This window comes from Kitasatospora sp. NPDC058218, assembly GCF_042882445.1.
GTDB lineage: Bacteria > Actinomycetota > Actinomycetes > Streptomycetales > Streptomycetaceae > Kitasatospora.
This window is the reverse complement of record NZ_JBHVWC010000018.1, coordinates 75,101-87,835: the sequence shown is the minus strand read 5'-3', so window position 1 is coordinate 87,835 and position 12,735 is coordinate 75,101. Positions and strand designations below refer to the sequence as shown.

Sequence of the window (12,735 nt, the reverse complement as noted above, 5' to 3'; positions counted from 1 at the left end):
TGCGGGACACCGGGGTTCATCCGATCTTCGCCCAACCTGTCATGACAAGTACTTGATGGGCGCGCACTTTCATGACAGGTTCAACGCGTGAACGATTCCACTGATCTGATCCCGGTCCGCCTCGCCCGTTGGGAGGGAGTGGACAAACCCTTCTCCCTGCTGGCGGGCGCCACGGCCCGCACCCCCGGCCACGGCGAACTGCTGGTGCGCATCGACCTGGCCACCGTCTGCGGCAGCGACCTGCACACGGTCGAGGGCCGCCGCCCCTCGCCCGTGCCCGCACTGCTGGGCCACGAGCAGGTGGGCACGGTGGTCGGCGTGGGCGCCGGCGGCGTGCGGTGCGTCGACGGCACGCCGGTCCAGGAGGGGATGCGGGTGGTGTGGTCGGTGGCCGCCTCGTGCGGACGGTGCGAGCGGTGCGGACGCGGCCTGCCGCACAAGTGCCTGAGCCTGCGCAAGTACGGCCACGGGCCGTGGTCCCGCCTCGCCCCGCTGAACGGCGGCTTCGCCACCCACTGCGTGGTGCTGCCCGGCACCGCCGTCGTCGCCGTGCCCGCGGAACTGCCCGACGAGGTCGCCAGCCCCGCCTCCTGCGCCACCGCCACCGTCGCCGCCACCCTCGCCGCCGCGGGCGCGCTGGCGGGGCAGCGGGTCCTGATCACCGGCACGGGCATGCTCGGCCCGACCGCCGCGGCGATGGCCGCCGCCGGCGGCGCCCGGGTGAGCGCGGTCGACCCCGACCCCGCCCGGCGCGCCCAGGCCCTGCGGTTCGGCGCGAGTGTCGCGTTCGACACCGCCGAGGATGCCGGCGAGGCCGACGCCGCCCTCGACTTCTCCGGCCACCCGGCCGCGGTCCAGCGCTGCCTGGACTCCCTCGCCGTCGGCGGCCGGGCGGTCCTGGTCGGCTCCGTCTCACCCGGCCCCGCCGTCGCCCTCGATCCCGAACGGCTGGTGCGCGGCCTGCACACCGTGACCGGCGTGCACAACTACCACCCCCGCGACCTGGACACCGCCGTCCGCTTCCTGGCGGCCCATCACGAGGTCTACCCGTTCGCGTCCCTGGTCGCCGCCGCCCACCCGCTGGAGCGGATCGAGGCCGCCATCGAAGCGGCCCGCACCGGGGCGGCGCCGCGCCAGGCACTCGCCCCGCACGCCCGGTGACCGCGCCCGGTCGACGGCGCGGCCGTCGCCTAGAGCTGCGCCGAGCGCGCGGAGCGGGTGTTGGTGACCGTCACATTCGCCACGTCCGGCCGGTAGCGGTCCTCGGACCACTCCACCGGCACCCCCCGGGCGTCCGTGGTGAGCCGCCGCTCGCGCAGCAGCGGCGCGCCCACCTCGACCTCCAGCAGCTGCGCGTCGACCTCGTCGGCGGCGACCGCGTCGAAGGTGTGCCGGGCCGCGGCCAGCTCCACCCCGTTCTCGGTCAACAGCGCGTAGATCGAGCCGGCGTCCAGATCCGCGCCCAGCAGCGGACGGCCCACCGCCTCGGTGTACGTCATCCGCTCCAGCATCGCCGGCCGGCCGTCCAGCAGCCGGAGCCGCAGCAACTGCACCACCAGCGCGTCCGCGTCCACCTCCAGTGCCGCCGCGACGGCCGTCTGCGGCCTGCGCAGCGCGATCTCCTGCAGGCGCTGCCCCGGGCTGTGTCCGGTCAGCCGGGCCCGCGTGGTGAAGGACAGCAGTGACTCGAACGGCTGGGACGGCACCGCATCCAGCACCACCGACCGCCGGCCCTGCCCCCCGCTGATCAGCCCCTCCTCCCGAAGGGTCGCCAGCGCCTGGCGCACCGGAGTGCGCGAGGCCGCGAACTCCTCGCACAATTCGGCTTCCGAGGGCAGAAGTTCACCCACCTTCAAGGAGCCGCTCCGGATCCGCTGGCGCAGCTGGGCGGCGACGACACTGTGCAGTGATTCCTTCACGGGACCTGACCCTACAGGTGTCACGCACCTCCCACCGCAGGTCCTGTCATGACATCTTCCGATGCTCCGCGATGACCTGTGGAGACCGCCGTGATCGCCCTTGTCGCCACGCGCCCGCTGAGGTGGTCCAGGTGAATAGTCGATATCTTGTCATGACAAGTCTTGACCCGTCGTCCCGGCACCTGACAGAGTCGGGCCCGAGCCCGAGGAGCGCCGCGGCCGGCACGCCCCGACCGCGCCCCGGCCGCACCACACAGGCCCGGGTGCCACGTGGGCCGGGCCCCGCTCGTCACTCCCGGACTCGTCACTCCCGGACTCACCACTCCCGCGCTGGCCCCGACTGGTCTGCCTCGACATGGCTGGGACCACCGTCGAGGACGGCGGCGCCGTCCTCGCAGCGTTCCACCGCGCGCTGGAAGCCATCGGTCTCCCGGCGGACACCGCCGAGCACACCGCCGCCGTCGCCTACGCACTCGACACCATGGGCCGGTCGAAGATCGAGGTCTTCCGTGCCCTGACCGGAGGCGACGAAGCCCGCGCCGAGGCCGCCAACCGCGCCTTCGAGGCCTGCTACGACGAAGCCCTGGACGCCCAGGGCGTCCGCGAGATCCCCGGTGCCGCCGACGCGATCGAGCTGCTGCGTTCCGCCGGCCGCCACGTCGTGCTCACCACCGGCTTCTCCCGCGCCACCCGCGACCGCATCCTCGACGGCCTCGGCTGGCACGGCCTGGTCACCCTGGCCCTGTCGCCCGCCGACGCGGGCCGCGGGCGACCGTACCCCGACATGCTGCTCACGGCGCTGCTGCGCACCGGTACGGAGTCCGTGCACCGGCTGGCCGCCGCCGGCGACACCACCAGCGACCTGTTGGCCGCTCACCGCGCCGGCGCCCGGGTCGCCGCCGCGGTCCGCACCGGCGCGCACGGCGACGCCGACTTCGCCACCGTCCCCCACACCCACGTCCTGGCCAGTGTCACCGACCTGCCCGCCCTGCTCGACGCCCTCGACACGGACACCGCGCGGTGACCCTGCGCCCTCGTCGCCCGCACCGGCACGCTGTTCCCCGGAGGGGCCGCTCAGAACTGCGGCTCCAGGGCGATCTCCGCCCAGATCGCCTTTCCACGCTCCGCGTACCGGCAGCCCCAGCGCGCCGACAGCTGCGCGATCAGGAACAGGCCGCGGCCGCCCTCGTCGTTGTCCAGGGCGCGGCGTAGGCGGGGCTGGGTGTTGCTGGGATCGGAGACCTCGCACACCAGCACCCGGTCGCGGATCAGCCGCAGCACGGCGGGGCCGCTGGTGTAGCGGATGGCGTTGGTGACGAGTTCGCTGACGATGAGCTCGGTGGCGAACCCGAGGTGGTCCAGGCCCCAGGTGGCGAGCTGGGCGGCGGTGTCCGCGCGGGCCTGCCGGACGTCGGCGAGGTCGACGTACTGCCAGGTGGCGGTGGACTGCGGCGGGACGGCCTGGGTGCGGGCGAGGAGGAGCGCGGTGTCGTCGTCGGGGTGCTCCGCGGCGGGGCGCACGGCGAGCAGGTCGGCGCCGATCTCGGCCAAGGAGCGGTCGGCGGGGGCGAGGCCGGGCAGGCCGGCCAGCAGACGGGGCATGGCGGTGGCGGGGTCGTGGCCGGTGAGGCCGTCGGTGTACAGGGCGAGCAGGCTGCCGGGTGCCAGCGTGCCGCGGTGGACTTCGTAGGGGCCGTCGCCGGCGCCGAGCGGCGGCCCGGGATCCAGGGGCAGGTAGGAGGCGGTGCCGTCGGGGGCCAGCAGGAGGGGCGGGGGGTGCCCGGCGCTGGCCACGTGCAGTTCGCAGCCGACGGGGTCGTAGATCGCGAAGAGACAGGTGGCGCCGACGGTGTCGGGCTCCGCGGACTCGGAGGCCATCCGCCGGACGAGGTCGTTGAGGCGGGTGAGCAGGTCGTCGGGCGGGAGGTCGAGTTCGGCCAGGGTGTGGACGGCGGTGCGCAGGCGGGCCATGGTCGCGGTGGCCTGCAGGCCGTGGCCGGTGACGTCGCCGATGACCAGGGCGGTGCGCAGGGAGGAGAGGGGGAAGGCGTCGTACCAGTCGCCGCCGACGCCGAGCGTGCCGTCGGCGGGTCGGTAGGCGCCGGTGCACTCGCAGGCGGTGGTGGCGGTCGTGGCCAGTGGGGGGAGAAGGCTGTTCTGCAGCACCAGCGCGGTGGCGTGCTCGCGGGTGTACCGGAAGGCGTTGTCCAGGGCGACGGCGGTGCGGTCGCACAGGTCCTGGAGGAGTCGGACGTCGCCGTCGTCGAAGGGCCGGGGGGTGGAGGTGCGCCAGACCATGACGTACCCGAACAGGCGGCTGCGGTGGTACAGGGGGCAGCCGAGGGCCGCGTGCATGCCCTCCGGGACGTGGCGGGCGATCAGGTGGGGGTCGTCGCCCAGGACCCGGCGGGCGGCGTCGGGGTCGAAGGCCAGCGCGCCGCCGACGGTGGTGGCCGCGGTCTCGGGCCGGTCGGCGGCGGTGGGGACGGTCTCGCCGACCTGGACGAGGGCGGTCGGCCAGCGTCCGTCGGTGGCCTTCGCGGCGACCCGGCGTGGCGCGGACGCCTGGGCACCGGGGTAGCCGAGCCGGGGGTCGCGTCCCTGCAGGACGGCGTCGGGGAAGTCGACGGCGGCCAGGTCGCCCAGAGCCGGGACGAGGATGTCGACGAGTTCGCGGGCGCCCGCGACGACGTCCAGGGAACTGCCGATCTCGGCGGCGCGGCGGTAGGCCTCGGCCAGGTTCAGACGCGTGCCGCTGCGGCCGGTCAGCTCGACCAGGACGACGACCACGCCCGCGGGGCGTCCCTCGGGGTCGTCGGGACCGTCGACGGGCAGGCAGGTGAGCGAGAAGACGCGCGGACCGCCACCGCTCTGCAGGTGGTACTCGGCGCCGACGACCGAAGTGCCGTCCGCGGCCGCTCCGGCGCACGCGGCGCGGGCGGCGGAGCCTTCGGGGGTGCGCAACCTCTCCAGCCAGTCCGCCCCGCTGCGGTCCGTGCCCAGGCCGGTCAGCAGGAGGGCGTCGAAGGCGGGACTGACGCGGACGAGGTGCAGGCGGGTGTCGAGGTAGGCGGTGGCGACGCGGTCCTGGTGGAGCAGGGCCCGGGCGAGCAGGGTGTCCTGGTCCCGGCTCGTGCCGGCGGGCCGTGAAGTGATCATGAGAAGGGCGCCGGCGGCCGGGGTGTCGGCGGGCAGCAGGCGCAGGTCGGCGGCGAGCGGGGCGCGGTTGGCAGGGCGCAGGCGGGCGCCCTCGACGGGGATGGCCCCGGCGGGCAGCGGGTGGCCGAGCAACTCGGCGGCGGGCCGGCCGATGGCGAGGTCCGCGGGGACGCCGAACAGCCCGGCGGCCTCCTTCGACCACCACGCGACGGCGCCTTCCGCGTTGACGACGGCCGTGGCAGGCGCGGAGGCCACCGTGGCTTCGGGCCCCGGAACGGGTGCTGAGCCGGGTGCGGGGGGTGTCGGAGAGTCCACGGTGCGTCTTCCCCTTTCCGTGCTCGGCCGCGCGTGTCCTCTGCCAGGATGCGCCGCGCTGCGGGGCCGGGCACGTCGCGACCGGGCCCGTACAGGTCGCCGCCGACTCCGCAGCCGGCCGAGAGCAGGGGGGCGGTGCGGTCGGCGCCGGCGATGCGGTCGAAGCCGCGGGTGAGCGCGGAGTCGACGGCGGCGCGGACGCGGTCGGCGCCGGTGCCTGCGGCGAGCTCTGTTCGTGCATGGTGTCGAAGGCGTGGGAGGCGGCCGCCGAGGCGAGGGCGGCGAACAGGGCGAGTTCGGCCGGCTCCGTGGTCTCGTCGGCGTGCCCGGCGAGTGCCGCGAAGACGTCGCGGCGCTCGCGCTCCAGGGGGCAGTAGCCGCGCTGGAGGGCGGGACTGGCCAGCAGGATGCGGGCGAAGACCCGTCCGTGTTCGACCGTCGGGTCGTCCAGCACCAGCCGGGTCGCCACGCCGGTAGAAGGCGTGGAGCCCGGCGATCAGCCCGGCCGTGTCCTGCGCGTCGGCCACGACCTGGACGAGTCCGGCGTGGAACTCGTCCCGGCGCGCCATGCTGAACACCCGGCGGCCGGGCCACCCGTACGGGGCGGCCCGGCTGCGGAGGTCCCGCCATGAGGTCCGGCCCCGGCCCGGTATCGAGCCGGTGGGCCCGCTGCGACGACCGGCCGCCGGGGAGGAAACGGACACATGGGACACTGTGTCGCTGGCAGGCCGTCGATCCGAGGGCCGAGCGCACGGCGGGGCGCCGAGAACCGTCGCCTCCGACACAAGAGGCGAGACGATGAACACGAGAGAACCCGAAGGCACGGGACCGGCGGAGGTCGACCGGGTGGGGCGGCGCCTGACGTGGCCGTGGTTCCTGCTGCTGGTGGCCGTCTACGCCGGGATCATCCAGGGCATCGGGCTGCTGGTCGGGGTGGACACCACCGGCTCCGGTGTGTTCGCGACCACCGAGGCGCTGGTCCGCAACGCACTGATCCCGATCGGGGCGTCCATCGTGTTCGTCGCCGGCGTGGTGACGTGGCTCGGCTGGTGGGGGGAGGTCCTGACCTACCGCGTGCCGGTGCGCCGATGGGTGCGCTGGGTGCCGATCTCGATGCTGGCCGTCTCGCTGGTCGCGGTGAACTACGGGCACCTCGCCGACCAGCCGGTCTCCCTGGTGCTCTGCCTGGTGCTGCTCGGAGTGTTCGTCGGCCTCGGCGAGGAACTGATGTTCCGCGGTATCGGTGTCCACGTGTTCCGGCGTGCCGGATTCAGCGAGGGCAAGGTGGCGCTCTACTCCTCCCTGGTCTTCGGGCTGGTCCACGTCAGCAACGCCGTCGGGGAGGGTGCCCAGGCCCTCGTGCAGGCCGCCATCGTCTCCACGTCGGGCTACTTCTTCTACCTGTGCCTGCGAGTGGGCGGTGTGATCCTGCTGCCGATGGCGGTGCACGGGCTGTGGGACTTCGGCCTGCTCTCCAACCTGATCGGCGACAAGCCGAAGGCGCCCCTGGGCGTGGTCCTGATCATCCTCCTCCAGATCGTCCTGGTCATCGTGGTACTGGCCCGGCGGCACCGGACCGACCTCGACGGACCGGGCCGGGAGGCCCTCCCGGCGACGGAGCCCGACCTGCCGGACTCGCGGGCGGGGCTCGCGTAGCGCCCGGCGCACCGGTTCCAGGGCAGGGCGCAGAACCGCGCAAACCAGGCGCAGGACCAGTGACAGCCGGCCCCGAGGGGCCGGCTGCAGTGGTTCTCCGACCGGTCCTGCCGCTACGGGATGTCCGATACGTGGGGCCGACGGGCCCGGGATCGGCGGCCCGCCACCGTTCGCGATCCGTCCGGGCGACACCCCGGCTCTGTCGCGCGGACAGGACCAAGTGGTTCCGCTACGAACAAGGGGCACGCCGTCCTGTCGCCGGTCACGCCGATCGCCGACGCCTCCACCGGAAGGCAGTCCCCGCCATGGCCCTACCCACCGCGTTCGACCAGACCACCACCGACTACAGCCTCACCCACGCCTACTGGATGGCCAGAGCCTGCGACCTCGCCTACAAGAGCGAATCCGAGATCGACGAGCAGGCCCGCGCCTGGGGCTTCGACACCGTGCGCCACCACGAGACGACCTTCACCCCGCCCTTCCCGCTCCAGGACACCCAGGCCTTCACCGTGGCCGGCGACCACATGATCGTCACCGCGTTCCGCGGCACGGAGCCCGCGCGGATCCGCGACTGGCTCACCGACAGCACCACCCCGCCCTGGCCCGGTCCCGGCCGGACCGGCTACGTCCACCACGGATTCGCGGAGGCACTCGACTCCGTCTTCCCCGCCGTCCGGAAGGCGATCGCCGAACTGCGCACCGACGGGCAGAGCCTCTGGTTCACCGGGCACAGCCTCGGCGGAGCCCTGGCCATGCTCGCCGCCGCCCGCCTCTACCTGGAGGACCCGCGCCTGCTCGCCGACGGCGTCGTCACCTTCGGCCAACCCCGCACCTGCGACCGTCTTCTCGCCGCCGCCTACAACAAGGGCTTCGCGAAGCGCATGTACCGGTTCGTCAACAACAACGACATCGTGCCCCAGCTACCGCCCGAGCCGGCCTTCACCCACGTCGACGCCCTGCGCCGGTTCGACGCCTCCGGCCGCATCCACGAGAGCACCGGCCTGGTCACGGGCCTGACCAACCGGGCCGAGGGCCTGACCACCGCCGCGTTCTCGCCCACCGGAGAGGGCATCCGCGACCACTTCATGCGCAACTACCTCGCCGCCCTGGAGAAGAACCTCGCCTGACCGGCCCCCAACGCGTCCGACGCGCCGGCCCCCGTTCCCCCGTGGCACATGGACGAGCCGGTGCTCTCCCGCTGCCGCCCGCCCTGGCGCCCGGCCCCCCGCCCGTTGCGGGGGAGGCCGGGCGCCGGGGAACGGTTCAGCGGTCCGCGGAGAAGCCGTTGATCACGCTCAGCGGGCCGAAGCTGTTGTCCGCGTAGACCGGCTGGAGCTGGACGTCGCCGACGATCTGGAACAGCTTCTTCGCCGGGTCGGCGGCGGTGGGATTGCAGACCGGGTGGCCCACGTAGTGGTAGATGGTGGCCACGCCGTCGCCGGTGACGGCGGGCGAGACGCTGGTGTAGAAGGTCACCACGCCCACCTTGGCCGGGTTCGGTCCGTTGGGGTCGTGCAGCTCCCACTTGCCCGACGTCGTGGCGGCGGCGGGGTCGTTCGCGGTGACCGTCAGCGTCATGTCGTCGTTGAACAGGACGGACTGCACTCCGTTCCACTTGCTGACGACGTCGTCGAACTGGAACGGCCGCGCGGGGTAGGTGTAGTCGGCGACGTTCCCGCCGCACTGATCGGTCGCCCTGGGCTGCGCGTGCGCCGTGCCGGTCTGCGTGAGCGTGCCTGCGGCGAGCAGTGCGGCCAGCACCGCGAGCTGCCCGCGCGTCCCTGTGCGCTTCATGATGTCGCTGTCCTTTGTTCGTCGGCGAAGTGCTACTGGGATCAACCTCTTCGCCCATGCTGGAACCCGCAAACCCCGTGCGCCGAACAGCTGACACGTATACACACGACCGCGCGCGGCGGCCGGACCGACACTTTCCCCGCACTGGACGCCCGCGCTGGACACGCACGGCATGGCGTCCGGCGGGTCCGGCACTCCCGCGGAAGGGCGGGGCGGCCCGGGGTCGCGTCGCCCGGGGGCGCGTCGGTGAGGAGGTCCGGGAGCTGGTCGAGCCGGGGTTGCTGCTCCGATCGGTCGTGGGGCTGTTGCCCCGAGAAGGTGACGGCTCCGGCCGGTCGGCGGTGGCCGGGGTGCGGGGGGTGATGCGGTGGGGCGGGCGGTGCCCGTGCCGCCCCACTCGCCGGTCCGCCCCCAGGAGCTCCCCATGCCGCTGACACGTCCGCGCCTTCGCCCGCTGCTCGCCGTGCTGACGGCCGCCTCCGTGCTCGGCCTGGCTCCGGCCCCCGCCCAGGCCGGCCAGGCGCACGACGACGCCCGGCTGCAACGGCGGCTGGACGAGCTGGTCGCCCGGGCGGACGGTCCGCCCGGGGTCATCGCCGTGCTCCGGCACGGTCCCCACCGGGAGACGCTGCGGGCGGGGGTGGCCGAGGTGGGGAGCGGCCGGCCGCCGCAGCCGACCGACCACATGCGCATCGCCAGCGCGGCCAAGGCCTTCAGTGGGGCGGTGGCGCTCGGCCTGGTCGACCAAGGTCTGCTGGGGCTGGACGACACGCTGGCCGAGCGCCTGCCGGCGCTGCCCGCCGCCTGGGGCGCGGTGACCTTGCGCCAGTTGCTCAACCACACCAGCGGGCTGCCGGACTACAGCGCGTCGTCGGAGTTCCGTGCGATCATCCAGGCCGACCCGCACCACCGGTTCGAATCCCGCTGCCTGCTCGACTTCGTCGCCGGCCAGGCGCTGGAGTTCACCCCGGGCTCCCGGTACGCGTACTCCAACTCGGACAACATCGCGGTCGCCCTGATGGCCGAGGCCGCCTCGGGCACCCGCTACGAGGACCTGCTGCGCACGGTGGTCTACCGTCCGCTCGGGCTGCGGGAGACCAGCCTTCCCCAGGGCTACCGCCTGCCCCGGCCGTACCTGCACGGCTACGACGTCCAGCCCCCCGCCGCACCCGAGGACGTCAGCACGCGGTTCGGCGCCTCCGGAGCCTGGGCCTCCGGCGGGATCGTCTCCACCCCGGACGACCTGGCGAGGTTCATCGGCGGGTACGCCGGCGGCCGGCTGATCGGGCCGGCCGTCCGCCGGCAGCAGCTCACCTTCGTCGACGGTGCCTCCGAGCCCGCCGGGCCGGGTCGCAACGAGGCCGGGCTGGCGATCTTCCGCTACACGACCCGGTGCGGCGTGGTGTACGGACACACCGGGAACACGGCCGGCTACACCCAACTGGCGGTCGGTACCCCCGACGGCAGCCGTTCGCTGGCCTTCTCCGTCACCTCGCAGGTGAACCAGACCGGCAACCCGGGGCTGTTGGCCGAACTCCGGTCCGTCCAGGAGGACTTCGTGTGCGCGCTGCTGGCGGGCTGAGGCGACGCCCCGGGGCGTCCGGGGCCCGCTGAAACCGGCGGTCCGGGGGTCCCTGCGACGTCAGGGGCCCCTCCGGCGTCCGGGGCCCTCGTAGCCCCGCCCTCGTGGGCCGTCGCGACGATCGGCCGATGACGTCGGGTTCCGCTGTCGTTCCTCGCGTTCCTGTCGCGGGATCGTTGCGATCCTAGCGGCGCTAGCCAACCGAGCATCGAATCTGCTAGCATCGCACCGGAACCTAGCGGCGCTAGCAATGATGGCCGCGTCCGAGTCTCGGGAGGGAACATGCAGAACCTCATCGCCGTCGTCACGGTCGTGGTCGTCGGCCTGCTGGTGGGCGTCGAGTTCGCGGTGGCCGTCTTCGTCAACCCGATCGTCGACGGGCTGCCGCACAACGGCGGCCTCGCTGCCCGCAGTGCGGGAGCCCGGCTGCTCGGGAGAGTGATGCCCTTCTGGTACATCGGGTCGGTGGTGTTCGGCGTCGCGTGGTCCGCGGTGATCTGGGGGGAGACCGGGGCGGGGCTGGTGGCCACGGCCGCCGGGCTGCTCGTCCTCAGCGTGGTGATGTCGGTCGCCCTGCTCGTTCCGATCAACTCCCGGGCGGCGCACTGGACCCCGGAGAACGCCCCGGCGGACTGGCGGGAACAGCTCGGCCGCTGGGACCGCCTCCACTACGTGCGCCTGGCCGTCATCGTCACCGCGTTCGTCCTGCTGGTCGTCACCCTCGTGTGAGGGCCCGGCGGCCCACCGGCGTCCGTCGAACGTCGGTTGGCCGCCGCACCTGACCGGCGGGCCGTCCGGGAGCCGCCGTGTGCCGACCTCGACGTGGTTCAGGCGATGAGCAGGCGGAGGCCGAGATCCGCCGCGTCGAGGTCGGCGAGGTCGCTGTTGCGCTCGGCCCACCGGCCGGAGTCGAGGTCGTCGCCGAGGCTTCGCACCGCCCGCTGTTCGGCCTCCGGCCCGACCCTCGTCCACACCGACATCGCACGGCGCACGTGATCCTCCAGATACGCGTCCGGTCGGCGCCAGTACGCCTCGAACAGGCCGTCCGTGCAGTCCCACGGGACGGGCACCGGCTCGGTGCGGGCGCCGATCGCGTCGGCCATCCCGGCGAGCGAGGGGAATCGCGCGAGCACGGTGGCGAACTCGGGCAGGTAGTCGCGGGTGAGCCAGAACCGGTCCTGCCATCCGGGCTCGTCGGTGTCGAACGTCAGCACCACCACGCGGCGGGCCACGCGTCGCATCTCGCGCAGCCCCGCCATCGGGTCCCCCCAGTGGTGAACGGTGGAGACGGCCATCGCGACGTCGAAGGACCGGTCGTCGAACGGCAGGCGCTCCGCGGCGGCGGCCACGCACGGCGCCGAGCCGGCCGGCCGCTGCCCCCGCATGACCGCCGACGGCTCCACCGCGGTCACGTGTCGATCGCCGGGCTCGTAGGAGCCGGTGCCGGCTCCTACGTTCAGCACCGTCCGCGCGTCCCCGAGCGCGTCCCAGATCTGCGCGGCGATCCGCGGCTCGGTGCGCCGTGTCGCGGTGTAGGCGCCGCCGATCGTGTCGTAGAGCCGCGCGCCGAGCATCTCCAACTGCTCCTCCGGTGTCACCTTCAGTCCCTTCGCCCGTGCCTGGAGTTCCCTGTCGATGGCCGCCACCGTGGCGTCGGTGCGATCGCGCCGCTCCAGCAGCAGGCCGCGCAGTCGGCGCAGGTGCGCGACCGCGTCGGTGGACGGGTCGCCGACCAGTTCCGCGACCTCCCGCAGCCCGAAGCCCAGCCGCCGGTAGGCCAGTACCTCCCGCAGTCGCTCCACGTCGCGCGCCGAATAGGCCCGGTATCCGGCGGCGGTCCGCGCCGACGGCCGAACGAGCCTGATCTCGTCATAGTGATGCAGCGTGCGGACGCTCACGCCGGCCAGCGCGGCCACGCGTCCCACGGTCCAGTGATCCTTCACGCCACCGACTGTGCAGCCTGACGCCGGGTGAGGGTCAAGAGCCTCACCCGCGGCAGCGGGGGCCCGACGCGAAACGGCGCTCCGACGGGACGGGGGCGGCGGTGCTGTGGTGCGGGCCGGTCGGCCCGGGGTGGCGCCCGTGCTTGGAGGAAGTCACAGATCGGTAGCCGGGGAGGGCAATCGGGCGAGAGCTATTGACCAACCCGGCTCCAGTTTCTACATTCTGTGGAAATCGGATTGCGGAATCAAGATTCCGCATCGCGGATCCAATCATGGGTCGGACCTGCTCGCCGCAGGGCCCGGCAGGTGGGCGACGGTACCGCTGCCCGCCAGGGTCGTCCCAACGTCGCCACGTCCCGTCCCAGGC

Annotated in this window: 10 protein-coding genes; 6 read left to right on the top strand and 4 right to left on the bottom strand. The window is 73.7% G+C overall.

Annotated features, from left to right (window positions below; translation table 11 throughout):
* Nucleotides 1-87: 87 nt before the first annotated feature.
* Nucleotides 88-1,161, top strand: a complete 1,074-nt coding sequence (locus ACFVYI_RS13985; protein ID WP_387884723.1) for an alcohol dehydrogenase catalytic domain-containing protein — start codon at nucleotides 88-90, stop codon at nucleotides 1,159-1,161.
* Between the two features lie 29 nt (nucleotides 1,162-1,190).
* On the opposite strand, the gene ACFVYI_RS13980 is transcribed toward ACFVYI_RS13985, so the two are convergent.
* Nucleotides 1,191-1,919: a GntR family transcriptional regulator gene (locus ACFVYI_RS13980; RefSeq protein WP_387884720.1), complete on the bottom strand. Its 729-nt coding sequence runs from the start codon at nucleotides 1,917-1,919 to the stop codon at nucleotides 1,191-1,193.
* Nucleotides 1,920-2,274: 355 nt separating this feature from the next.
* Here ACFVYI_RS13980 and ACFVYI_RS13975 point away from each other — a divergent pair, with 355 nt between their 5' ends.
* Nucleotides 2,275-2,943 (top strand): HAD family hydrolase, encoded by a 669-nt coding sequence (locus tag ACFVYI_RS13975; RefSeq protein ID WP_387884717.1) that lies wholly within the window; start codon nucleotides 2,275-2,277, stop codon nucleotides 2,941-2,943.
* A gap of 50 nt (nucleotides 2,944-2,993) precedes the next feature.
* On the opposite strand, the gene ACFVYI_RS13970 is transcribed toward ACFVYI_RS13975, so the two are convergent.
* Nucleotides 2,994-5,333, bottom strand: coding sequence for a SpoIIE family protein phosphatase (locus ACFVYI_RS13970; RefSeq protein ID WP_387884714.1), 2,340 nt, complete (start codon nucleotides 5,331-5,333; stop codon nucleotides 2,994-2,996).
* Nucleotides 5,334-6,191: 858 nt separating this feature from the next.
* Here ACFVYI_RS13970 and ACFVYI_RS13965 point away from each other — a divergent pair.
* A complete protein-coding gene (locus ACFVYI_RS13965) occupies nucleotides 6,192-7,049 on the top strand; it encodes a CPBP family intramembrane glutamic endopeptidase (protein WP_387884711.1) in 858 nt (285 codons plus the stop codon).
* A 305-nt stretch (nucleotides 7,050-7,354) separates the two neighbouring features.
* Complete coding sequence (locus ACFVYI_RS13960) at nucleotides 7,355-8,176, top strand: lipase family protein (RefSeq protein ID WP_387884709.1); 822 nt, start codon at nucleotides 7,355-7,357, stop codon at nucleotides 8,174-8,176.
* Nucleotides 8,177-8,312: 136 nt separating this feature from the next.
* Here ACFVYI_RS13960 and ACFVYI_RS13955 read toward each other — a convergent pair whose 3' ends face one another.
* Nucleotides 8,313-8,843 carry a hypothetical protein gene (locus ACFVYI_RS13955; RefSeq protein ID WP_387884707.1) on the bottom strand — a complete coding sequence of 177 codons (531 nt, stop codon included), beginning with the start codon at nucleotides 8,841-8,843 and terminating at the stop codon, nucleotides 8,313-8,315.
* A 424-nt stretch (nucleotides 8,844-9,267) separates the two neighbouring features.
* On the opposite strand from ACFVYI_RS13955, the gene ACFVYI_RS13950 reads away from it, so the two are divergent.
* Together ACFVYI_RS13950 and ACFVYI_RS13945 are read left to right on the top strand one after the other, a co-directional pair.
* Complete coding sequence (locus ACFVYI_RS13950) at nucleotides 9,268-10,425, top strand: serine hydrolase domain-containing protein (RefSeq protein WP_387884705.1); 1,158 nt, start codon at nucleotides 9,268-9,270, stop codon at nucleotides 10,423-10,425.
* A gap of 282 nt (nucleotides 10,426-10,707) precedes the next feature.
* Nucleotides 10,708-11,154, top strand: a complete 447-nt coding sequence (locus ACFVYI_RS13945) for an anthrone oxygenase family protein (RefSeq protein WP_387884702.1) — start codon at nucleotides 10,708-10,710, stop codon at nucleotides 11,152-11,154.
* Nucleotides 11,155-11,252: 98 nt separating this feature from the next.
* On the opposite strand, the gene ACFVYI_RS13940 is transcribed toward ACFVYI_RS13945, so the two are convergent.
* On the bottom strand, nucleotides 11,253-12,350 hold the full coding sequence (locus ACFVYI_RS13940) for a MerR family transcriptional regulator (RefSeq protein WP_387884828.1): 1,098 nt from the start codon (nucleotides 12,348-12,350) through the stop codon (nucleotides 11,253-11,255).
* Nucleotides 12,351-12,735 lie beyond the last annotated feature (385 nt).

What these genes read in the sequence shown, in the direction of transcription:
- ACFVYI_RS13955 (WP_387884707.1), bottom strand. Translation starts at nt 8,843, where the DNA reads ATGAAGCGCACAGGGACGCGCGGGCAGCTCGCGGTGCTGGCCGCACTG.
- ACFVYI_RS13950 (WP_387884705.1), top strand. Translation starts at nt 9,268, where the DNA reads ATGCCGCTGACACGTCCGCGCCTTCGCCCGCTGCTCGCCGTGCTGACG.
- ACFVYI_RS13945 (WP_387884702.1), top strand. Translation starts at nt 10,708, where the DNA reads ATGCAGAACCTCATCGCCGTCGTCACGGTCGTGGTCGTCGGCCTGCTG.
- ACFVYI_RS13975 (WP_387884717.1), top strand. Translation starts at nt 2,275, where the DNA reads ATGGCTGGGACCACCGTCGAGGACGGCGGCGCCGTCCTCGCAGCGTTC.
- ACFVYI_RS13965 (WP_387884711.1), top strand. Translation starts at nt 6,192, where the DNA reads ATGAACACGAGAGAACCCGAAGGCACGGGACCGGCGGAGGTCGACCGG.
- ACFVYI_RS13960 (WP_387884709.1), top strand. Translation starts at nt 7,355, where the DNA reads ATGGCCCTACCCACCGCGTTCGACCAGACCACCACCGACTACAGCCTC.